Raw genomic sequence first — 19,910 nt, forward strand, 5'->3', positions numbered from 1 at the left:
GCCGCGGCCGGAGGGAGGCTAACATGCCGAATCTTCGTGGATGATGAGGAGATGGGAGATGCCTGGTCAAAAAATTGTCTGCCCGGCGCCAATGTTCCGGTGAGGGAGGGGAGAGGAGATAGGAGATAGGAGATAGGAGATGGGAAGCACCTCCCTCCTCCGGCCTTCGGCTACCCTCTCCCGGAGGGGAGAGGGCAAACGCAAAAAGGAGAGGGGGAGGAGTAAGGGGGAGCTAGGGGAGGTTCCCCCGCCCGGCGAGCACCGGTTCGAGGGTATGGAGGACGGCGTTGCGCCGCAGGATCTCCCGGTACTCCTCCCTGCCCGGCAGCGGCATCGCCTGGCGCTCCTCCAGGATCCGCTGGATATCCTCGGCATTTCTCGTTCTTTCCCACCGGCTGGTGCGCGGCGAATACATCTTGACGATCTGGGCGGGGTTCCCCACCACCACCGAGAAGGGGGGGATGTCCCGGGTGACCACCGCGTTGGCGCCGATCACGCTACCGCGCCCCACGGTGAGGTTGCCGGAGATCACCGTGTTGATCCCCAGCCAGCAGTTCTCCTCGACCACCACGCTCCGGTTGAAGGTCGCCCCCTGCTGGATGACCGGCTGCATGATGTCGCTGAAGATGTGGTCGGCGTCCGAGATGTAGACGCGCGGCGCAAAGACGCAGTAGTCGCCGATCTCCAGGGTCCCGCCGGTGGAAATCATCCCCTGGCGCCCCACCAGCACGGTGCGGCCGATCTTCATCCGGACATGCTGGTCACGGATGCAGACGTTAAGCCAACTGCAGTCGCCGATGCAGCTGCCGGCGCCGATGGAGACGTTTCTCATTCCCAGCACCTGTACCATCGCTCCGAAGGCGACCCCGGGGAATTGTCCCTCCAATTCCTCGATCTCCTTTCGATAGGGGGAGTCCGCGCCGCTGGCCGCCAAGCCTGGGGGGGAAGGGGGCGCCGCCGCGGTAGGCCGGAAATGCCATTGGGCCAGCGTGGAAGTCTCCGGATGTCCCGTCCCCGGGGCCTCCGTCGCCATCAATTCCTCCTTTTGCCGCTGCAGGGCCAGGTATCGCTCGGTCCCCGCCGGAGGGGTGCTTCCCTCCATCCCCGCCGGCGCCTGAACCGCCGGACGCGAAGCATGGTGGGCGCTAGCTGCCGCGGCCAGGCTGCGGCCGCCGTCCAGGTGCGTTTTCAGAATCCGGTCGAGCTCCAGGATGCGATGCTCCATGCTGTGCTCCAAGGAGCATCGCTTGCGGCCGCGGCTCGCAATCACCTCCCGCTCCAGGGGATGCCGGAGGTAGTGATCGATCTTCTCGAGCAGTTCGCCGCCGCCGTGGTAGGTCTCCACCTCGACCCCGGGCTCGAAATACTTCCCGATGTTGCCGTTGTACTCGGTGAGGAGGAACGAGCCTACCCCGGTGGTCTCGAACATCCGCATGTTGCTCGACTCGGCCCCCGCCATGTCGATGTGGGCGTTGAAGACGATCTCCCCCTGGCGCAGTGCGCGGTACATGTCGAGCCCCCACAGGGCTCCCCGGTTGATCCGGGCCACTTCCGGCGGCATCTGGCGCGGGTCCCCGGCCAGGAAGAAGGCGGGCTCGAAGGAGCCGGCCTGTGCCGCGCGGGCGATCTCGAGGAGCAGGGTGTTGCGTTTGCCGTGCTCGGCTGACCACCCTCCGGTGAAGATGACGTTGTAGCGCTTGGGGGCGTCCTGGACGCTCTGGGCGAGAGTGGTGGGGAAGCCGGGGGAGAACCGCTCGACGGCGGGGACCCCCATGGCGCGAGCGGCATCGAGGCAGACGGTGGAGCTCGAGACGATCAGGTCGTAGTTGGACCAGTCGGTTGCCGGGTCGATGGAGGCGGCACGCCAGCCAGCCACCAGCCGGGGGCGGTGGGAGAGGGTCGCGATGAAGCGGCCGTCGAAGACGATGGGATTCCCCATGTAAACGATGTCGGGGCGCAGCGCCTCAATCTGCATGCGCACAATGTCGTAGAGCCAGTTGTTTTCCTGGGGGAGCGTCCTGCCGTTCTCCTTGAGCCACATCCCTTGGCTGAACGGGCAGTTGGCAATCACCAGCTGGACATCGTAGCCGAGGCGTTCCAGGTAGGGTGTGTAGATGTGGGGGGCCCCGAAGCCGTCCTCCACCAGCGCCTTGACCTGCTCGGCATAGGGTGCACTGGCCAGCGCCTGCCGTTTGCCGTAGAACTCCTGCAGGTAGTTTTCGTAAAAGGTGTGGATCAAAAGGAACTTCATCGTCTACCCTCCGTGGGGACTCAGGAAACGGCGCGGCGCAATGTCTCGATCACGCGGTCCTGCCGTTCTTCTCCCAATTCCGGATAGAGAGGAAGGGAGAGGATGCGCGGCATGAGGCCGGCGGCCACCGGGAAATCGGCGGCGGTGTGTCCCAGGTGGCGGTAGGCACCGAGGAGGGGGAGCATCACGGGGTAGTGCACGCCGCAGTCGATCCCCTCCTGCTTGAGAACCGCCTGCACCCGCTCGCGCTCCTCCACCTGGATCACGTAGAGATGGAAGACATGCCGGAGTCCGTCCCGCACGGCCGGGACCACCAGCCCGCTTCCGGAGAGACGCTCGCTGTAGCGGGCCGCCAGCGACCGCCGCGCCTCGGTCCACTGCTCCAGGTGACGCAGCTTGGTCTCCAGGATGGCCGCCTGCAGCCCGTCCAGCCGGGAATTGCGCCCCTCGAACTCGTGATCGTACTTGGCGATCCTGCCGTGGTTGGCGATCATGCGGCAGCGCTTGGCCAGCTCGGGATCGCCGGTAACGATGGCGCCGCCGTCGCCGTAGGCGCCCAGGTTCTTTCCGGGATAGAAGCTGAAGGTCCCCGCCGCCCCGAAGGTACCCACCCGCTGCCCCTTGAACTGTGCGCCGTGCGCCTGGGCACAGTCTTCGACCACGGTCAGGCCGCGTTGCCGGGCCAGGTGCATGAGCGCGTCCATGTCGCACGGCTGGCCGTACAGGTGGACGGCAACGATGGCGCGGGTGGCGGGGGTGATCTTGCGCTCGGCATCGGCGACGCTCAGGGTATAGGTGAAGGGATCGCAGTCGCAGAAGACCACCTTGAGCCCTGCGGAGGTGACCGCTTCACTGGTGGCGATGAAGGTGTTGGCCGGGACGATCACCTCGCTGCCGGCGGGGAGCTCGAGCCCCTTCAGCACGATCTCCAGGGCGTCGGTGCCGTTGGCTACCCCCACGCAGTGTTCCGCCTGCTGGTAGGAGGCGAAGCTCTTTTCGAAGGAGGCCACCGGCTTGCCGCCGATGAAGGCAGATTCCGCGATGACGCCGGCGATGGCCTCGTCGATCTCGGGTTTGATGGTGCCGTACTGGGCCGCCAGGTCGAGAAATTTTATCTGCATCATATCCCCCGTATCTTGCGGGCCGGGTTGCCGGCGTAGATGCCGGGCTCTTCGATGTCGCGGGTCACCACGCTCCCCGCGCCGATGACGACGCGATCCGCGATGGTGACCGGGAGGATGGTGGCGTTGGTCCCGATGGAGACGTGGTTGCCGATCACCGTCTCCTTCCACCTGGTGCGGTCCCCTCCGGCGGGGCCCCCCTCCGCGAAGCTGTCGTTGATGAACATGGCTCCGTGGGAGATGAAGCAGTCGTCGCCGATGGTGACCAGCTCGCAGACGAAGGCGTGCGACTGCACCTTGCAGCGCGCTCCGATCTTCGCCCCCTTCTGGATCTCCACGAAGGGGCCGATGAAGGAGTCGTCGCCGATGGAGCACTCGTAGAGGTTAACCGGTTCGACCACGGTGACCCCTTCGCCGAAGCTCACCTCCCGGATGGCGGCCCTTTTGATCCGCGGCTCACCCATTGACCACCCTCCCCAGCCGGCACTTCTCGGGCCTAAAGCGCAGATGGACCTCGCGGCCGGTCTCGATCGATTCGTAGATGGCGTTGATGAGCTCCAGCGACTTGCGCCCCACCAGTCCGTCCACCAGGGCCGGAGTGCTGTTCTTGACCGACTCGATCACGTGGCTCAGGTAGGCCACATGCCCGAAACCGTACACGTTGGGAGGATTCTGGCGGTACTTCTCGACCACCTCGGCGTCTTCGGGCTCGGGGGGGGAGAAGTTCCAGACCTTCATCTCGTTGACGGCGAAGCCGCCGATCTCCACCGTGCCGTGCTCCCCGAGGATGGAGAGGGACCCCTCCAGGTCCTTGGGGCGGGCCGCTGTGGTGGCCTCGACGATCCCGAGGGCGCCGCTGGCGAACTTGATCACCGCCACCCCGGTGTCTTCCGTCTCGATGTCGGCCAGCGCCGTGGTCGACTTGGCGAAGACCGACTCCGGCTCTCCCAGCATCCATTCCAAAAGGTCTATGTGGTGGCTCGCCTGGTTGGTGAAGACCCCGCCGTCCATGGCCCAGGTGCCGCGCCAGCTATCCTGGTCGTAGTACTCCTGGGTCCGGCACCAGCGCACCCGCACCGTCCCCATCACGATCTTGCCGAAGCGTCCGCGGTCCAGCGCCTCGCGCAGCTTGAGCACCGGATAGTTGTAGCGGTTCTGCTTCACGACGAAGAGCTTGATCCCGGCCCGATCGCACGCCTGGATCATGGCGTCGGCGTCGGAAAGCTTGAGCGCCATCGGCTTCTCAACCACGATGTGCTTGCCGTAGGGGGCGAGCTCGATGGTGTGGCGGGCATGGTTGCCGCTCTCGGTGAGAATGTTGACGATGTCGATCTCCACCTGCGCCATCATCTGGTGCATGTCGGTAAACCAGGGGACCCCGTACTTCTCCCCGTAGAACCGGGCACGCTCCCGGACGACGTCGCAGACCGCGGCGAGCCGCGCATCCGGGAGCTGTCCCCCGCCGAGTATCTCCGCATGTTTCTTGGCGATCCTACCACAACCGACCAGCGCGAAATTGAACATGAGCTTCCTCTCGTCTGTCCTCTGAAATGGCACCCCCGCTCGGGGGGTGCATGATGGGCTGGAGCCATAGTAGCAATAGCAGTGCCAGCCGGCTTCCGCAGGCAAGCTGCCGATATCTCGGGTGAATTACGAACCGATGTCAGTCAAAGTTTTGACGGCCGGGGGAGGGGGAGGAGGGCGGGAGGGGGAGGAAAGGTGCCGCGTCAAAACGCCGTCACGCCCGGAGGGGGGGCCTCCTTTGCCGCTATCCCTTGAGCGACATCAGGCGCACGCTTTTGGCCAGGGCGAGGGCCTCGCCGGAATCCGGGTGGACCCGCAGTTCCAGCTCCACCTCCCGGTGGCAGGCGGCGAGGTCGCCGCCGGCGAAGAAACGGTAGGCGCGCTCCAGGTGCGGGGTGGCAGGCTCCGGGGAGGGCGCTTCCTCCCGGTCGGGGGCATGGAGCATGGCGCCGGCTTTTCCCCCCGCGCACACTCCCGCGTACACTCCCGGGAGTCCCTTTCGGTAGATCCCCTCGTCGAGGGTCGCCCGCACCTCCTCCCGCGCCGCCAGGGCGGCGGCAAGCCTCTGTTGCGGGGGCTCTTCGGCCAGTTCCACCATGGCCCGGATCAGCTCCTCCTCGTCCCCGGGGAGGAAGGTCCTGAAGTGGCGCTCGACGAAGGTGCCACGGTAGCTCGGGAGCATGACCGAGATGGCGCTCTTTCCGCAGGCGGCGCTTTCGGCGAGCGTAATCGGGAGGGTGTCCCGCGAGGGGTAGTTGACCACGACGTCGCTCAGGGCGAAGACCTGGGGAAGGAGCTCCGCGCTCACCTCCTCCATGAAGCGCACCTGTCCCGCGATCCCCAGCTCCTCCACCCGTCTCTTGAGCTCGCTCTCGTATTTGAGATGGTCTCCGAAGCTGACCCGGTTGAAGATCTTGAAGAGGAGGATGCCGTTACCCCCCATGGCGGGGAGCGCCCGGGCGAAGGCCTCCAGGATCAGGTGATGGCCGTTGCTTTCGCCCCAGCCGCGCGGAGAGAGGAACACGGTGGCGTCCGCCGGGATGCCGAGCCGCTCCCGCCAGGCGAGCGCCTCCTCCCGGTAGCCGGGGGCGAAACGGACGGTGTCGACCCCCAGGTGGAGAAAGGTGGTCGGGATCAGGCGGCCGGCGAGCTGGCAGCACTTGTCGGCCATGGTGGGGGCGTCCACGATGGTGAGGTCCGCGCCGGCCAGGGTGGCGCCGATCATGCGCCGCTGGTTCTCGTCGTGCCCCGCCAGGAAAAACTGGTTGATGTCCGAGCCCCAGGCGGAGAGGACCAGCGGGCGGAGGCCGGCCTGGACGCAAAGCCAGGCCTTGTGGTCGATCCAGTGGACATGCACCGCGTCGGGGCGAAACCGGTCGCGGATCTCTCCGAGGGCCCCCAAGGTGGAGGGGAGATCCCCAAGGTTCGGGAAGGGGAGGAAGCGGTACCCCCCTCCCGCTGCGGGCAACGGGTCGCGCTCCCCCAGGAAGAGAACCTCGTGCCCCTGCTCCAAAAGCCAGTTGATCGGGCGGACCGTGTGGGGGCTGAACCAGGGGCCGATGGTAAGGATCCTCATGCGGCAACCACCTGCCTGGGTAAGAGGATGTCCTTCATGGACTCGAACTCGTCCTGGGCCTTCGCGTAGTCGGCGTGGGAGCCGAGGTCGAGCCAGTAGGCGTCGTTGGGGTATCCCGCGATCCGCTTGCCATCCTTGAGCATGCGGGCCACCACGTCGGGGAAGTCCAGGTAGGTTCCCCGGGGCTGGATGTAGTCGAGCACTTCCGGCTCGTACATGTAGATCCCCATGCTCACCAGGTAGTTAAGGGTCGGTTTCTCCAGGAAGCTCACGACCTCGTGGTTGTCGTTGATCTCGATCACCCCGAGGTCGATCTTCACCGGACGCTGGTTGAGGGCGATGGTGAGCGGGGCCCCCTGCTCCTTGTGGAAGCGGTAGAACTTCGCGTAATCGAGCGTGGTCAGGATGTCCCCGTTCATTACGAGGAACGAATCGGTGAGGTCGGGGACCAGTGCCAGCGACCCCACGGTCCCCAGCGGCTGCTGCTCGCGCACGAAGTTGATGGTCGCGTTTTCCACCGTGGGGGAGCCGTCGCGGAAGTAGGCCTGGATCAGCTCGGCCAGGTATCCGAGGCTCAAGGTGATCTGGTTGAATCCGTGGTGGGCGAGCTGGTGGATGACGATGTCCAGGATGGGACGGTCCCCGAGGGGGACCAGCGGCTTGGGAAATACCGTGGTGTAGGGTGCCAGACGTGTCCCCTTGCCTCCTGCCAGGATGACGGCCTTCATGGTTGTTCTCCTTGTTCCCCGTGGTTAACGGGGGTAGATCGCTCCAGGGCCAGGCCGAGGGCCGGGCTGCTGGGGATGTTGATGATCCGGTCGGCGAGCCCCTCCGCCGTCGAGAGCTCCATGCGCGGGGCGTCGAGGTAGGGGGGGAGCCGGTGCAATGGCTCCCAGGCGGGGCGCGCCATGATCCCGCGGTCGTTCAGTTCGTCGAGGAGCCGGTCGCGCAGACCGGCCAGCTCGGGAGCGAGCAAGAGCGCGTTCAGCCAATAGTTGCTCTGGCACCCCTCGGGGGCGGCGAAGAAGCTCGCCCCGGCGAGGGTGGCGAACTCTTCCCGGTAGTAGGCGGCCAGCCGCCGCTTGGCGCTGAGAAAGGCGGGGAGCTCCTCCATCTGGGCCACCCCGAGCGCCGCGTTCAGGTTGGGGAGCCGGTAGTTGAAACCGACCGCGTCGTGCCGGAAGGCCCAGCGGTGCGGAAGCTTCGCGGTGGTGCTCAGGTGCCGGGCCCGGCGGGCCAGCGCCTCGTCGCCGGTCAGGATCGCCCCTCCGCCCCCGGTGGTGACGATCTTGTTGCCGTTGAAGCTGACTGCCCCCAAAAGTCCGAAGGTGCCGGTGTGCGCCCCGCGGTAACGGGAGCCGAGCGATTCCGCGGCGTCCTCCACCAGCGCCAGGCCGAAACGCCCGCAGAGCTCCGATAGCCCCTGGAGATCCGCGGGATGGCCGAAGGTGTGCATCGGCACCAGGGCCCGGATCGGGCGGCCGCTCATCCGGTTGCGGCAGCCGCCGGGGGAAGGGAGGGCGATCTCTTCCAGGTACCGTGCGAGCTTGACCGGGTCCACCCCGAGCGTGGAGATCTCGCTGTCCACGAAGTGGGGGACGGCGCCGCAGTAGGCGACCGCGTTGGCGGTGGCGACAAAGGAGAGGGCCGGGATCAGCACCTCGTCCCCCGGCTCGACGCCGGCGAGGAGCAGGCAGAGGTGGAGGGCGGCGGTGCCGTTTACCACGGCGACCGCGTGGGGGGCTCCGGTGAAATCCTCCAGTGCCCGCTCGAAGCGGTCCACGAAGCTCCCCACCGAGGAGACCCAGCCGCTGTCGAGGCACTCGCGCACGAAGTTCCACTCACTGCCGGCGAAGCACGGCTCGTGGAGGGGGATGGGCCCCTCTTTACCGCCGGCGGCGCGGCGCACCACCCCGGCAATCCTCTCGGCCAGCGCCGGCGCGGTCATACCGTGTACCCCTCCCGGTAGCGCCTGAGGTTGCCGGGGTCGCTGAACCAGGCGACCGTCTTGGCGAGACCCCGTTCCAGCCCTTCCAGCCCGCCGTAGCGCGGCACCCAGTTGAGGAGCCGGCGGGCCTTGGCGTTATCGGCCCACAGCCTTTCCACCTCGCTCTTCTCCGGCCGGATCCGCTGCTCGTCGCTCTCGATCTCCACCCGGCTCCCCATCAGGCGGCAGATCAGCTCCACCGTGTCGCCGATGGAGATCTCGAAGTTGCTCCCGATGTTGAAGACCTCGCCCGGCGCCTGGTCGGCCTCCAGGGCGGCGATGAAACCGGCCACCGTGTCCTCGATGAAGTTGAAGTCCCGGGTCGGGGCGAGTGCCCCGAGCTTGAGCGAGCGGGCCCCCCGGGCGATCTGGGTGATCACGGTCGGGATCACCGCCCGGGTGGACTGGCGGGGACCGTAGGTGTTGAAGGGGCGCACGATGGTCACCGGGGTCTCGAAGCTGTGGTAGAAGGACATGGCAATCTGGTCGGCGCCGATCTTGGAGGCGGAGTAGGGGGACTGCCCCTGCAGCGGGTGCTCCTCCGTGATGGGAACGAAGCGGGCGGTGCCGTACACCTCGCTGGTGGAGGTCTGCACGAGCCTCTCCACCCCCAGGTCGCGGGCGGCCTGCACTACGTTGAGGGTCCCCCTCACGTTGGTATCGAGGTAGCTGTCCGGGGAACGGTAGGAGTAGGGGATGGCGATCAGCGCCGCCAGGTGGAGTACGAGGTCGCACCCCTTCATGGCCGCGCGGACCCCGTGCGGGTCGCGTACGTCGCCGGCCACCGTCTCGAACGAGCCGGAGAGCTCGGGAGGGAGCTGGTCCAGCCATCCCCGCGAGTCGAAGGAGTTGTAGAGCACGAAGGCGCGCACGTCCAGGCCGCGCCGCACCAGTGTCTCGGTGAGGTGCGAGCCGATGAAGCCGTCGGCCCCGGTGATGAGGATCTTCTTTCCCTTAAGGTTCATCGCTTCTCTTCTCCCTCGGTGCTGGGCTAGCATCCGGAGCGCCCGGCGGCCCGCTTGATCCGGGGCCCGCCCTGCTCGCCTCGTCGCTGGCGGTAGGCGGCGCGCTCCTTGAAATGGTCGACCAGGTACGCCTGCAACTCCCTCAACTCCCCGTTGGAGAGGGTCTTCGTGCGGGTGAAGGTGTTGTGGTACTCGCAGGAGGAGGCGTAGTCGATCCCTTTGTGCAGCTCGTGGCGGTAGTCAAGGCTTCCGGGGACCGGAACGTAGAGCGAAAACCCGACCTCCTCCGGATCGAGCTCCTCGATGAAGGGGATCCGCTCGAGGACGGTCTCCCGTGTCTCCTCGGGAGTGAAGCCGAGGATGAAGTACCCCTTGCGGACAAGCCCCATCTCGCGGGTGATGCGGAACGCCTCCCGTATCTGGTCCGGAGTGTTTGGTTTGCCGGTCAGATGCATGAGGGATGGGCCGCTCTCCACCCCCATCCAGACCTCGCGCAGGCCGGCGCCCACCAGTTTTTCCAGCACCTGCCGGGCGCCCTTGTTGAGGAGCGTGGAGGCGACCACGTTCATGCCGAAGCCAAACTCCACCCCCCGGGACTTCTTCAGCTCGGCGAGCCTCCCCATCTCGGGGGTGAGGAAGACCTCGGCGTCGCACATGAGCACCATGGAGTCGCGGTCCATCCCCCAGCGGTCACGGAGCTCCTCCATCTCCGCCACCATGTTCTCGGCGGTTCGGCTGGAGCCGTGCTCCCTGGTGAAGCTGCGTGCCGCGCAGAAGATGCAGTCGAAAGGGCAGCCGCCGCGCTGCAGTTCCATGGAGGTCTTGCGCCCTTCCCCTAAGGCTGCGAGCTTGGCGAAGTGACGGTCCACCCGGATCAGTTCCCGGTCCGGGAAGGGGCAGCGGTTGAGATCCTTCATGAGCTCCCTGCGCACGAAGCGGGGAGGGGACTCCGATTGAAGTACCTCCAGCCACCCCTCTTCGCCGGGCCCCTGGACGAAGCAGTCCACCGCGTGGCCGTAAAGCTTGGAAAGCTCCGCCTCCCCCAGCCCATGCACGGCGTACCCTCCCCAGACGATGCGGGCTCGCCGGTTGATCTTCCGGATCTCCCGGATGAGGGCCAGTGCGGCGGTGGTCTGGAAGCTGGTGAGCGAGAAGCCGATCAGGTCTGCCTCGGCGCAGCCGGCGACGATGGTCTCGTCCGTGTCGAACTGGCCGTGGAAGAAGGTGTACTGTTCCGGGGTGAATCCGAAGCGGTAGGAGTAGGCTGCGATGTACCCGAGTCCCAGGCTTTCCCAGGAGTGTTCGCTCCTCGGGGCGATCAGTACGATCCGCAGCTTCTTAGTGGGCATGGTGGTCCCCTTGGGTGCGCGGCGGTGACGCTTGCCAGCGCTGGTATCGCTAACGGTAGGTTACGGAAGACACGTCAGGGCTAGCAATTGTCATGCCGCGGCCGGCAGCGGTGTAACGGCCGGTAAATTGCGGCTTTTGCCGGGAAATTCCGTTTGTCAATATTTTGAACGTGGAGGGGGGCTTCGAGCACTTTTGACGGCGGGCAAAGCTGGGGAGGGGCGGGGAAGGGGGCGAAACTAAACGGCGGCCGGGAGTTTCCTGGCCACCATGTTGAGACTGATGAGGCGGTCCTTGAAGCGGAGCGAGCTGGTGTCAGAGAAGAGGCCGAAGGTCTCCACCCGCTGGATCAGGCTGAAGCCCGCCTGGTGGAGGAAGTAGGTGAGGAAGTCCTCGTTGAGGCCGACCTGGTGGAAGTCGTTTTGGTGGGTGTGCCCGCCGAAGATCATCCGCATGAGGGCGAAGCGCTCGTCGACGGTGAGGTTTACGCTGTCGAGGTAGAGGGTTGCCAGTGCGTCCAGGTCCGGGACGCTCACGTAGATGGTGCCGAAGGGACGCATGACGCGGTACCACTCGTTGAGGGTGCTCTGCAGCTCGCTCTGGTAGTCGAAGTGCTCCAGGATGTGGGAGGCGTAGATCTCCTGGATGGTGCCGTCGGGAAAGCGGGAGAGGTCGTTGGCGTTGCCGAGGTGGTCGACGTGGGGGAGGTCGCAGATGTTCATGATCTCCCACCCTTCGGCCGGGGTGGTGCCACCGATGTGGAGTTTGCGCATGTGATGGTCCTCGGCCCGCCTGCGGCCGGCCGGTTAGAACGGGGTCCCGGCGTAGCCGTCGTACTGGTCGGCGGTGGGATCCATGGTCTTGCCGAGGATGTCCTTGCCGGAGAACTTGAAGACCATGTGGGACGGGTCGATGGTTGCGTTGTTGGTGGAGTTCTGGCTCAGCATGAAGGTCACCGTCGCCTGCTGCTGCTGCGGATCGTAGGTGACGCTGGTCGGGTTTTGCGGAATATAGGCCTCGGTGGGAACCACCGGGAGGAGGTTGTTGTAGTAACCGGCTGCGCCGCCGTTGGCCTTGCTGATGGTCCAGTTGGTCGGATCCTGCACCGAGGAAGGGTCCATCTGCGAGTCGAAGGTGAAGGTGAGGGTGAAGAGTTTGGACTGGTTGGGCTGCTGCGTGGCGGAGTTCACCCCGAGCATGCCGAGGAGCTGGGTTCCCATTCCCAGCGCGCTGCCGAAGTTGTCGAGGTCCCCGCCGCCGCCGGCCACCATCTTCGGCTTGGCGATGGTGGCGGAGAGGAGCGCCCCTTGCGTCGCATCCAGGTTGGTGACGGTGTCGACCTCGTGCTGGGCATTGGTGGTGTCGTTGAGGGCGGCGTAGGCCACGCCGAGCTCGAAGTGTGCGGCAGTCATCTTCGGCCTCAGCTTGACGGCCTGTGTCAGTTGTTTGACTGCGTCGGAGTAGTTCCCTTCCTTGTTGTAGGTCGCCCCCAGCGCGTAATAGACGTTGGGGTCGTTGGGGGCCATCCGCTGGACCTTTTTGAACTGCGTTTCGGCGTCGGTATAGCGCCCCATCTGCTGGTACATCTGCCCGAGCGTGTACGGCGCGACCTCGTCGGTCGGATCCAGCTTGACGGCGGTCTTGAACTCTTTCTCGGCCTGGGTGTACTGCTTGTTCCCCATGTAGACGTTGGCCAGGCTGGTATGGACGGTTGCCTGGGACGGGTCGATCTGGAGCGACTGCTTGTAGATCTTGATCGCCTCGCTGGTCTTGTTCTGAACGAGGTAGGTCTGGGCCAGGTAGTTGTAGGATGTGGTGTTGGTGGGATCCATCGCGATGGCCCGCTGAAACTCCTGCGCGGCCTTCGTGTAGTTCTTGCTCTGGTAAAAGCCGATGGCACTGCTCAAAGCGCCGTTGGCCAGTGACTGTTGCTGTTGCGAAGTCGAGGCGAGCGTGCTGTAGATGTCGTAGGCGGAGGCGGAGCCGCTGCCTCCTGTCATGCCGTCGAGAACGTTTGCCATTGAGAGTCTCCCTCGTGCCAGGCGGAGTTTTGGTTCATCCAGTTTATCGGCAGCTTCAGAGAAAACTTTAGCTTTAATCGAAGGCCCGCGTCCGGAAGGTGGACGCGGGCCAACTTTTTACCCGTCTCTTCTGCTTCGATTGCCTCGCCCCTTCAGGAAAGGGGGCGGCTGTATCACGCGTTGGCGCAGCGCTTGAGGTTGCTCAGGCACTCGCGGGCGGCCTGGTTCCACGGTTCGAGCTGGGTGACCTTGCCGTAGAAGGTCTCCGCCTCCTGGGGGCGGTCCAGCAGCGTGCAGATCTTTCCGAGGGACATCAGGGTATCGACGTTCTTCGGCTCCTTCTGTAGCTGGTCCAGGTAGATGGCGATGGCGCCGTCCACGTTGCGCCCCTCGACGAAGTAGAAGTCGGCCAGGTTCTTCTGGAAAGTGGCGTTGGCGGGAACCAGGGCCGCCGCCCGCTCGTAGTGGGCCAGTGCCTCCTCCTTGTCCCCCCTCTCGTAGCAGAGGACGGCAAGATCGTTGTGTGCCGGGGCGAAATTGGGGTAGACGACCAGGATCTTCTCTAGCTCCCTGGTGGCCTCGTCCAGCTTACCCTCCGCAACCATGTGCTGGACGTTTTCGTAACGATCCTCGGCAGGCTCGTCGTCATCGTCGTCGGCGGCCTCGGGAGCGTTCTCCTGCTCGGCCCGGAGCTCGGTCAGCCGCTCGCGCACGGTCTGGTTCCACGGCTCGATCTCCAGTGCCCTCTGGTAGAAGGTCTCCGCTTCGTTGGGCTGGCCGACTACCTGGCTGATGATGCCGAGGTTCAACAGGGTCTCCACGTCCCGCGGGTCGTCTTTCAAGAGCTCGAGGTAGATGCCGATAGCCTCGTCGGTCTGTCCCTCCTCCACGAAGAGCATGTCGGCGAGGTTCTTCCGGAAGGTCGTGTCGCGGGGGGAGAGCTCGACCGCTCTCCGGTAGTGGAGAAGGGCGGCTTCCTTGTTGCCGGTGAGGTAGTGGAGGGCGGCCAGATCGTTATGGGCGGTGGCGTGGCCGGGGTATGTGGCGATGTGCGCTTGCAGCGCCCGTTTCGCCTGTTCGCGGTCTTCTCCGTTGACCACCGGCTGCAAGCGGGCAAACGCCTCGTCGGCGGATTCCGCCACCGGCGCGACCATCGGCTGGGAAACGGCGAACGGCTGGTTCGCCATCGGCTGCGGGGCGCTGGCCTGCTGGGGGGCCGGAGTGCTGGTGGCTTGGCTGGCCATCTGCGGGGACATGCTGACCGGCTGGCTGGCCATCGGCGGGGTGAGTGGGGCGGCTTTGGTTGCAGCCTCGCCTCCCTGGGCCACCATGGTCAGCCCGGTGAATTCCGGCAGGTGAACCACGCTGAAACGCTCGGCACACTTCTGGAGGAAGGCACCCATCGCGCCGTCCCCCTCGCCGATGCAGCCGATGGTGTAGTGAAGCTCGCGGCGCCACATGGCATGGTTCGGTACCTCGCCCGCGCGAAGCAGCGCGACCGGATCCTTACCCTGCCAGCTGCGGCTCCCGGCGCTGACATGCTGGGCGAAGCTCTGGTGCGGGATGGCGGTCAGACAGGTGTTGCCGAAGGCTAGCATAGCCTCGGGGTGCTGCCCGAGGGTGGCGGAGAGGAGCTCGTAAGCCTCGCTTCTCATCCGGTCGGCCACGTTGAGCAGCGTGATGAAGCGGCCGGAGGCGATCTTGACCGCTAGGTTGACACCGGCGTAGGCACCCGCCCGGTACGGTATCCTCAGGGAGACGATGTTGCCGAACCTGCGCTGAAGGTCGGTGACGATGGCGGTCTCGGACTGATCCGACCCCTGGTCCACCACGATGACCTCCATGCTCTGGGCGATCGTCTGCTCCATGAGTCCCGCCACGCACTCCCTGACCTGCGACTCCTGGTTGCGGGCGACCACGATGGCGGTGACGAGGGGACGCTCTTCTGCTTCGGTTACGGCTGCTCCGCCGCGGTTGACTTCAGGCAGGCTCATAGGTTCGATCTCCGTTCTGGGTGAGTTTCTATTTGCAGGGTCATGGAAATGTCAATTTTCTGCCCCTGCCATTCTCCCAACGCGAGGAGAAGGCAGGATGAGACGGTACCGACGATGATTAAGCAACGGCTGTGCCAGCAACACCTTCGATGGCCGGTGCAGTTGCTGGACCAATCGCCGGTGCGGGGTCTGAAGGCTCGCCGGACGCGGAATTACGGCGGAGGGGATGGCTGTCATCGAATTGCTGAGGGCGGGGGAGGCAAGGTGTCGCGGGTATCGTCGTCAAAAAGCCGACACGGTCACTGGCCGCAGGCAATGAGGAAGACTCCGGCCAGCATGATGAGGCTGGCGAGGACTCCGCCGCGCTCCCCGAAGAGGTACCGGCCGTAGAGGAGCCCGAACAGCAGGCTCAATCGTTTCACCGCGATCATGTAGGCGACGTTGGTGAGGGTGATGGCGTAGATGTGGGAGAGGATCTGGATGGAGTAAAACAGCGCCGGCAGCAGCGAGGCGGCCAGTACTCCGTTGGTGGAGAGGGCGGCCAGTTCCTTTTTCCCCTTGTACAGGGCCAAGGGCGCGGTGAGGAGCACGAGGAGCGGGAAATAGACGGCGGCGAAGAAAAGGGGGGAGGAGAGGGCGATGGCGCGCTTGCCGATCACCGAGGTGACGCTGTAGATGAGCGCGACGGCGATCATGCAGAGCGATCCCTTTTCGCTGAAGAGCGCCTTTAGTGGCGCCAGGACACCCCCCTCACCCCGCCCGGCGTTGAGCAGGTAGCTTCCGAGCGCGATGAGGAGCACTCCCGCAGCGCCGGCCGCGGTCAGTTTTTCGCCGAGGAGGAGCGTGGGGATGACCAGGAGCAGCAGCGGGGTGAGGGAGAGAAACGGGAGGGTCAGGTTCAAGGGGGAGAGTTTCAGCGCCTTGCTGTAGAGAAAGAGCGCCGCGGCCTCCAGCGGCAGGCCGAGGAGGAGGCAGAGGTAGAATTCCCGGCCCAGGGGAGGGGTGGGAATGAACGGGAGCGGGATCAGGAAGAGTGGTGCGGCGGGAAGGATCCTCAGCCAGGTGACGAGGTACTCGTTATGGCCGGCCAAGGCCTTCTTGGTGAGGGCATCGCTGGTAGCGAGCGTGAAGGCGGAGATGAGCGTCAATGAAAGCCAAAGCGGAATCATGACGAAAGCATAGCGCAGGTGGTGGCGGTGCGCAGGCGCAAGGGGGAAAAGGGCGGGTGCGGTTGACTACGGGGGAAACGGGGGCCTAATTGACATGTTCTACGTCCTTAGTTCGAAGGTTACGGAGGTGTGGGCATGAAACGCCACCGGAACGCAGTGGGGATCATGGAAGGGGCAAAAAACGTCTGTGCCATCGCGCGGTCGCTGGTGGAGGCCGCCGAAGAGGCGGTGGGAGAGGGGCTCGGTGCCGAGCACGATGCCGCGGTGAGGATGATCGTCCACCGGCTGGCGGGTCTTTGCCAGGTGGAGGATATCGCTTACGGCTTCGATCCGGTGACCGGACGCGACGTCTTTGGCATGCTCATGAACGAGTGCAGGGAGAAGGCGGGGCACGAGCCGGCCGGGATGGCCGGTGAGAATGAGCGGATCATCCTGTTGCGTCCCAGCCTGAAGGAGCTTCCGGAAGGCGGTTGACCAGCGTGGCGAGGGTGAGCTCGGGACGGATGTTGATCCGCAGCGGGATACCGCTCTCCCCCAGTCCCCCGCTCACGATCAGGGTGGTCTTTCCCTTGCGGAAGACCCCAAGGTCCCAGGGTGGGAAGAATCCCATGGCCGGGACGAAGGCGGCTCCCAGGAGCGGGAGGCGGAGCTGGCCTCCGTGGGTGTGGCCGCAGAGCATGAGATCGACGCCGAGTTTGGCCGCCAGCGGGAAAGGATGGGGCGAGTGGGATAGGAGCACCACCGGGCTTTCCGCGCCGGTGTCATCCATCGCCTGCGCCAGCCGGGCCCGGCGGGTGACCGGGTCGTCGATCCCTACCACCTGGAGCCGTTCGTCCCCCTTTTCGACCACCGCGGTCTGGTTGGGGATCACCTTGGCTCCCGCCTGGCGCAGCCGCTCGTTGAACTCCTCGCCCCGGTCCAGCCGCCAGTCGTGGTTTCCCGGTACCGAGAAGATGGGGCCGCCGAAAAATTTCTTGATCCCCGCCACCAGGTCCAGCGCCGGTTTGAGCGACGGCGCGGTCCCCACCACCAAGTCGCCGGTCAAAGCCACCATGTCGAAGCGCTCCCGTTGGACGAGGGCCAGCAGCAGCTCCCCCTCCGGGCCGTATTCCTTGTCGTGCAGATCGCTCAAGTGCAGGATGGTGAAACCTTCGAAGGCGCGGGGAAGGTCCTGGACCGGGACCAGGTACCGGCGGATTCTCACTGATTCCTTTTCCAGGTAGAGGTAGGGGAGCGCTGCCAGTGTGCCCATCAGAAACGCCCGTCGTGAAAGTAGCATCATCTTGAAGCCCCTCCGGCAATGAAAAAATTATAACATGCCCGTCCGGCGCCCGAGCGCGCTGCGGATGGGCCGTGAGCCATATCTTTGACTTCGTCTCCGGCTGTCGGTATTATGACGCCGATTTCGAAAGGAGCGTCCGATGGCGGATTTCGCGGTCAGCGAGGAAAAGAACCGGTGGCTCAAGGCCAAGATGGAGCAGTTGGGTGTCAAGGAGAGCGACATCGAGGAGCGCTTCGTCCACGCCTCCGGGAGGGGCGGCCAGCACGTCAATAAAAGCTCTTCCTGTGTCTATCTCAAGCACATCGCCACCGGGACCGAGGTGAAGTGCATGGAGTCCCGCAGCCAGTCGCTCAACCGGTTTCTGGCCAGGCGCTACCTGCTTGAGAAGCTGGAGGGGCTTTCCGGGAAATCGACCGGCAAGGACCTGGCGGCCGAGAAGTTGCGGCGGCAAAAGGCGCGGCGGAAGAGGCGGGCGGGCTCGAAGTACGTCCAGGGCGAAGCTTTGGCGGAAACGGCTGGAGGAGATGAGGCGGAAACGGCCGGAGGAGATGAACGGGGGTAGCCGGCCGAGGAAGGAGTAGCAGCCGGTTCGGGAGAGTACGCGGCGCCGCAGCCGGTCCCCTCCATGCGTAGCGGATAAGGGGACCGGCTGCGGCCGGGGGCGGACCTTTCCCGGAGTAACTGTTTGGCAAGGAATGTGCTTAGAGGGAGGGGAGACGTTAGACTGTCGGTATCTCGGCCTTTTTCCCGACAGCGGGAGATGAGCTCCCGGCGTAGCTTTTCCCGGCTAGCGGGGAATTTAGCAGGACAAAAAAAAGTTGACAACCTAATGAGGTGGAGGGTATAAATTTACATTATCCTCAATAAGACCTTGCATCGATCCTTATACTACCTCTTACGCTCTCACAGACCACTACCGGTAACGACACCTCAAGGTTACACTTACTTCACACTTACTCATCAAGCATTTTCATACTAGGCAGTCCACGCATGTGACCATGCCGCTCTCATATCGTACATATCCCCGCAAGCTAACGACAGGCAAACCGGCACCCCCGATCCGATGGAGACTTGCGCCATCCCAGGAGAACAGATGAACTTACAGGAACTCAAAGAGAAAAAAATCAACGATCTCACGGCCATTGCCAAGGGTCTCAACATCGAGGGGGCTTCGAGCCTGCGCAAGCAGGACCTGATCTTCGCCATCCTCAATGCCCAGACCGAGAAGAACGGCATGATCTTCGGTGAAGGCGTGCTTGAGACGTTGCCGGACGGCTTCGGGTTCCTGCGGGCTCCGGATTACAACTACCTCCCGGGTCCCGACGATATCTACGTCTCCCCCTCCCAGATCCGCCGCTTCAACCTGCACACCGGCGACACGGTGGCGGGCCAGATCCGCCCCCCGAAAGAGGGAGAGCGCTACTTCGCGCTCTTAAAGGTCGAGACCGTCAACCACGAGTCTCCCGAGGTGGCCCGCGACAAGATCCTGTTCGATAACCTCACCCCGCTCTACCCGGAAGAGAAGCTCAAGCTGGAGACCGCTCCCGACAACATGTCGACCCGCGTCATGGAGCTCATCGCGCCGATCGGCAAGGGGCAGAGGGGTCTCATCGTCGCGCCGCCGCGTACCGGCAAGACGATGCTCATCCAGAACATCGCCAACTCCATCGCCGAAAACCACCCCGAGGTCTTCCTGATCGTCCTTTTGATCGACGAGCGCCCGGAGGAGGTTACCGACATGCAGCGCTCGGTCAAGGGGGAGGTCGTTTCCTCCACCTTCGACGAGCCGGCTTCCCGTCACATCCAGGTGGCCGAGATGGTCATCGAGAAGGCCAAGCGCCTGGTCGAGCACAAACGCGACGTCGTCATCCTGCTCGACTCCATCACCCGTCTGGCCCGCGCCTACAACACCGTGATCCCTCCCTCCGGCAAGATCCTCTCCGGCGGTGTCGACTCCAACGCCCTCCACAAGCCCAAGCGCTTCTTCGGCGCCGCCCGCAACATCGAGGAGGGTGGCTCGCTCACCATCATCGCTACCGCGCTCATCGATACCGGTAGTAAGATGGACGAGGTGATCTTCGAGGAGTTCAAGGGTACCGGCAACATGGAACTCCACCTCGACCGCAAGCTGGTCGAGAAGAGAACTTTCCCGGCCATCGACATCAACAAGTCGGGGACCAGGAAAGAGGAGCTGTTGATCGACAAGGCCTCGCTCAACCGGATCTGGATCCTCAGGAAGGTGCTCCACCCGATGAACGTGGTCGACTCCATGGAGTTCCTGATCTCAAAACTGGGCGGGAGCAAGACCAATCAGGAGTTCCTGGACTCCATGAGCAAGTGAAAAAGAGCTTGAAAGTTTCCACTGAAGATGTTATGTGTGTAGACTTTCCGGTTCTAAATCATGCAAAGTTACCGGGGCTTGCCCCGCGAGGAGGAAGATATGAAGGCAGAAATCCATCCGAAGTACAACGACATCACCGTCAAGTGCCTGTGCGGCAACCAGTTCCAGACCCGCTCCACCAAGCCGGAGATCAACACCGAGGTCTGCTCGCAGTGCCATCCGTTCTACACCGGCAAGCAGAAGCTGATGGATACCGCGGGTCGCGTCGAGCGTTTCCGCAAGCGGTACAACATCGCGGCCAAGCCGACGGAATAGAGGTTCTCGCTTTTGCG

18 protein-coding genes are annotated in these 19,910 nt (G+C 64.5%); 4 read left to right on the forward strand and 14 right to left on the reverse strand.

Annotation, left to right across the window (positions count from 1 at the left end; genetic code table 11):
• Window positions 1–232 precede the first annotated feature (232 nt).
• The 13 genes from L4X63_RS23585 to L4X63_RS06305 form a co-directional block, all read right to left on the reverse strand.
• A complete protein-coding gene (locus L4X63_RS23585) occupies window positions 233–2,251 on the reverse strand; it encodes a glycosyltransferase family protein (RefSeq protein ID WP_284694462.1) in 2,019 nt (672 codons plus the stop codon).
• A gap of 20 nt (window positions 2,252–2,271) precedes the next feature.
• The gene (locus tag L4X63_RS06245; RefSeq protein WP_250677719.1) at window positions 2,272–3,375 is read right to left on the reverse strand and encodes a DegT/DnrJ/EryC1/StrS family aminotransferase; all 1,104 of its coding nucleotides are present in this window, start codon (window positions 3,373–3,375) and stop codon (window positions 2,272–2,274) included.
• The gene (locus L4X63_RS23590) at window positions 3,372–3,836 is read right to left on the reverse strand and encodes an acyltransferase (RefSeq protein WP_284694463.1); all 465 of its coding nucleotides are present in this window, start codon (window positions 3,834–3,836) and stop codon (window positions 3,372–3,374) included. The genes L4X63_RS06245 and L4X63_RS23590 overlap by 4 nt, the downstream gene beginning before the upstream one ends.
• Entirely contained in the window at window positions 3,829–4,896 is a 1,068-nt protein-coding gene (locus L4X63_RS06260) for a Gfo/Idh/MocA family protein (protein ID WP_250677720.1), read from the reverse strand. Before L4X63_RS06260 ends, L4X63_RS23590 begins: the two co-directional genes overlap by 8 nt.
• A gap of 244 nt (window positions 4,897–5,140) precedes the next feature.
• Window positions 5,141–6,472: a glycosyltransferase family 4 protein gene (locus L4X63_RS06265; RefSeq protein WP_250677721.1), complete on the reverse strand. Its 1,332-nt coding sequence runs from the start codon at window positions 6,470–6,472 to the stop codon at window positions 5,141–5,143.
• Window positions 6,469–7,200, reverse strand: a complete 732-nt coding sequence (locus L4X63_RS06270; protein ID WP_250677722.1) for a sugar phosphate nucleotidyltransferase — start codon at window positions 7,198–7,200, stop codon at window positions 6,469–6,471. Before L4X63_RS06270 ends, L4X63_RS06265 begins: the two co-directional genes overlap by 4 nt.
• The gene (locus L4X63_RS06275; RefSeq protein ID WP_250677723.1) at window positions 7,197–8,420 is read right to left on the reverse strand and encodes a LegC family aminotransferase; all 1,224 of its coding nucleotides are present in this window, start codon (window positions 8,418–8,420) and stop codon (window positions 7,197–7,199) included. Before L4X63_RS06275 ends, L4X63_RS06270 begins: the two co-directional genes overlap by 4 nt.
• On the reverse strand, window positions 8,417–9,424 hold the full coding sequence (locus tag L4X63_RS06280) for an NAD-dependent 4,6-dehydratase LegB (RefSeq protein ID WP_250677724.1): 1,008 nt from the start codon (window positions 9,422–9,424) through the stop codon (window positions 8,417–8,419). Before L4X63_RS06280 ends, L4X63_RS06275 begins: the two co-directional genes overlap by 4 nt.
• A gap of 26 nt (window positions 9,425–9,450) precedes the next feature.
• The gene (locus L4X63_RS06285; RefSeq protein WP_250677725.1) at window positions 9,451–10,773 is read right to left on the reverse strand and encodes a B12-binding domain-containing radical SAM protein; all 1,323 of its coding nucleotides are present in this window, start codon (window positions 10,771–10,773) and stop codon (window positions 9,451–9,453) included.
• Between the two features lie 237 nt (window positions 10,774–11,010).
• Window positions 11,011–11,544, reverse strand: a complete 534-nt coding sequence (locus tag L4X63_RS06290) for a class I SAM-dependent methyltransferase (protein ID WP_250677726.1) — start codon at window positions 11,542–11,544, stop codon at window positions 11,011–11,013.
• 33 nt (window positions 11,545–11,577) lie between these two features.
• Complete coding sequence (locus tag L4X63_RS06295; protein ID WP_250677727.1) at window positions 11,578–12,792, reverse strand: tetratricopeptide repeat protein; 1,215 nt, start codon at window positions 12,790–12,792, stop codon at window positions 11,578–11,580.
• A gap of 173 nt (window positions 12,793–12,965) precedes the next feature.
• A complete protein-coding gene (locus L4X63_RS06300) occupies window positions 12,966–14,786 on the reverse strand; it encodes a tetratricopeptide repeat protein (protein ID WP_250677728.1) in 1,821 nt (606 codons plus the stop codon).
• A gap of 299 nt (window positions 14,787–15,085) precedes the next feature.
• Complete coding sequence (locus tag L4X63_RS06305) at window positions 15,086–15,955, reverse strand: EamA family transporter (RefSeq protein WP_250677729.1); 870 nt, start codon at window positions 15,953–15,955, stop codon at window positions 15,086–15,088.
• A gap of 135 nt (window positions 15,956–16,090) precedes the next feature.
• On the opposite strand from L4X63_RS06305, the gene L4X63_RS06310 reads away from it, so the two are divergent.
• On the forward strand, window positions 16,091–16,429 hold the full coding sequence (locus tag L4X63_RS06310) for a hypothetical protein (protein ID WP_250677730.1): 339 nt from the start codon (window positions 16,091–16,093) through the stop codon (window positions 16,427–16,429).
• On the opposite strand, the gene L4X63_RS06315 is transcribed toward L4X63_RS06310, so the two are convergent.
• The gene (locus tag L4X63_RS06315; protein WP_250677731.1) at window positions 16,383–17,207 is read right to left on the reverse strand and encodes a metallophosphoesterase; all 825 of its coding nucleotides are present in this window, start codon (window positions 17,205–17,207) and stop codon (window positions 16,383–16,385) included. The two genes, L4X63_RS06310 and L4X63_RS06315, sit on opposite strands and share 47 nt — an antisense overlap.
• Before the next feature lie 169 nt (window positions 17,208–17,376).
• Between L4X63_RS06315 and L4X63_RS06320 the strand changes: the two genes are divergently transcribed.
• From L4X63_RS06320 to rpmE, 3 genes are all read left to right on the forward strand, one after another.
• The gene (locus L4X63_RS06320) at window positions 17,377–17,799 is read left to right on the forward strand and encodes a peptide chain release factor family protein (RefSeq protein WP_250677732.1); all 423 of its coding nucleotides are present in this window, start codon (window positions 17,377–17,379) and stop codon (window positions 17,797–17,799) included.
• 531 nt (window positions 17,800–18,330) lie between these two features.
• Window positions 18,331–19,578: a transcription termination factor Rho gene (gene rho, locus L4X63_RS06325; RefSeq protein ID WP_250677733.1), complete on the forward strand. Its 1,248-nt coding sequence runs from the start codon at window positions 18,331–18,333 to the stop codon at window positions 19,576–19,578.
• Between the two features lie 99 nt (window positions 19,579–19,677).
• A complete protein-coding gene (rpmE, locus tag L4X63_RS06330; protein ID WP_250677734.1) occupies window positions 19,678–19,893 on the forward strand; it encodes a 50S ribosomal protein L31 in 216 nt (71 codons plus the stop codon).
• Window positions 19,894–19,910 lie beyond the last annotated feature (17 nt).

Origin of the sequence: Geomonas sp. Red32, assembly GCF_023652955.1 — a bacterium.
Taxonomy (GTDB): Bacteria; Desulfobacterota; Desulfuromonadia; order Geobacterales; family Geobacteraceae; genus Geomonas.

What these genes read in the sequence shown, in the direction of transcription:
- L4X63_RS06275 (WP_250677723.1), bottom strand. Translation starts at nt 8,420, where the DNA reads ATGACCGCGCCGGCGCTGGCCGAGAGGATTGCCGGGGTGGTGCGCCGC.
- rho (WP_250677733.1), top strand. Translation starts at nt 18,331, where the DNA reads ATGAACTTACAGGAACTCAAAGAGAAAAAAATCAACGATCTCACGGCC.
- L4X63_RS23590 (WP_284694463.1), bottom strand. Translation starts at nt 3,836, where the DNA reads ATGGGTGAGCCGCGGATCAAAAGGGCCGCCATCCGGGAGGTGAGCTTC.
- L4X63_RS06260 (WP_250677720.1), bottom strand. Translation starts at nt 4,896, where the DNA reads ATGTTCAATTTCGCGCTGGTCGGTTGTGGTAGGATCGCCAAGAAACAT.
- L4X63_RS06300 (WP_250677728.1), bottom strand. Translation starts at nt 14,786, where the DNA reads ATGAGCCTGCCTGAAGTCAACCGCGGCGGAGCAGCCGTAACCGAAGCA.
- L4X63_RS06265 (WP_250677721.1), bottom strand. Translation starts at nt 6,472, where the DNA reads ATGAGGATCCTTACCATCGGCCCCTGGTTCAGCCCCCACACGGTCCGC.
- L4X63_RS06245 (WP_250677719.1), bottom strand. Translation starts at nt 3,375, where the DNA reads ATGATGCAGATAAAATTTCTCGACCTGGCGGCCCAGTACGGCACCATC.
- L4X63_RS06315 (WP_250677731.1), bottom strand. Translation starts at nt 17,207, where the DNA reads ATGGGCACACTGGCAGCGCTCCCCTACCTCTACCTGGAAAAGGAATCA.
- L4X63_RS06320 (WP_250677732.1), top strand. Translation starts at nt 17,377, where the DNA reads ATGGCGGATTTCGCGGTCAGCGAGGAAAAGAACCGGTGGCTCAAGGCC.
- L4X63_RS06270 (WP_250677722.1), bottom strand. Translation starts at nt 7,200, where the DNA reads ATGAAGGCCGTCATCCTGGCAGGAGGCAAGGGGACACGTCTGGCACCC.
- L4X63_RS06310 (WP_250677730.1), top strand. Translation starts at nt 16,091, where the DNA reads ATGAAACGCCACCGGAACGCAGTGGGGATCATGGAAGGGGCAAAAAAC.
- L4X63_RS06290 (WP_250677726.1), bottom strand. Translation starts at nt 11,544, where the DNA reads ATGCGCAAACTCCACATCGGTGGCACCACCCCGGCCGAAGGGTGGGAG.
- L4X63_RS06280 (WP_250677724.1), bottom strand. Translation starts at nt 9,424, where the DNA reads ATGAACCTTAAGGGAAAGAAGATCCTCATCACCGGGGCCGACGGCTTC.
- rpmE (WP_250677734.1), top strand. Translation starts at nt 19,678, where the DNA reads ATGAAGGCAGAAATCCATCCGAAGTACAACGACATCACCGTCAAGTGC.
- L4X63_RS06295 (WP_250677727.1), bottom strand. Translation starts at nt 12,792, where the DNA reads ATGGCAAACGTTCTCGACGGCATGACAGGAGGCAGCGGCTCCGCCTCC.
- L4X63_RS23585 (WP_284694462.1), bottom strand. Translation starts at nt 2,251, where the DNA reads ATGAAGTTCCTTTTGATCCACACCTTTTACGAAAACTACCTGCAGGAG.
- L4X63_RS06285 (WP_250677725.1), bottom strand. Translation starts at nt 10,773, where the DNA reads ATGCCCACTAAGAAGCTGCGGATCGTACTGATCGCCCCGAGGAGCGAA.
- L4X63_RS06305 (WP_250677729.1), bottom strand. Translation starts at nt 15,955, where the DNA reads ATGATTCCGCTTTGGCTTTCATTGACGCTCATCTCCGCCTTCACGCTC.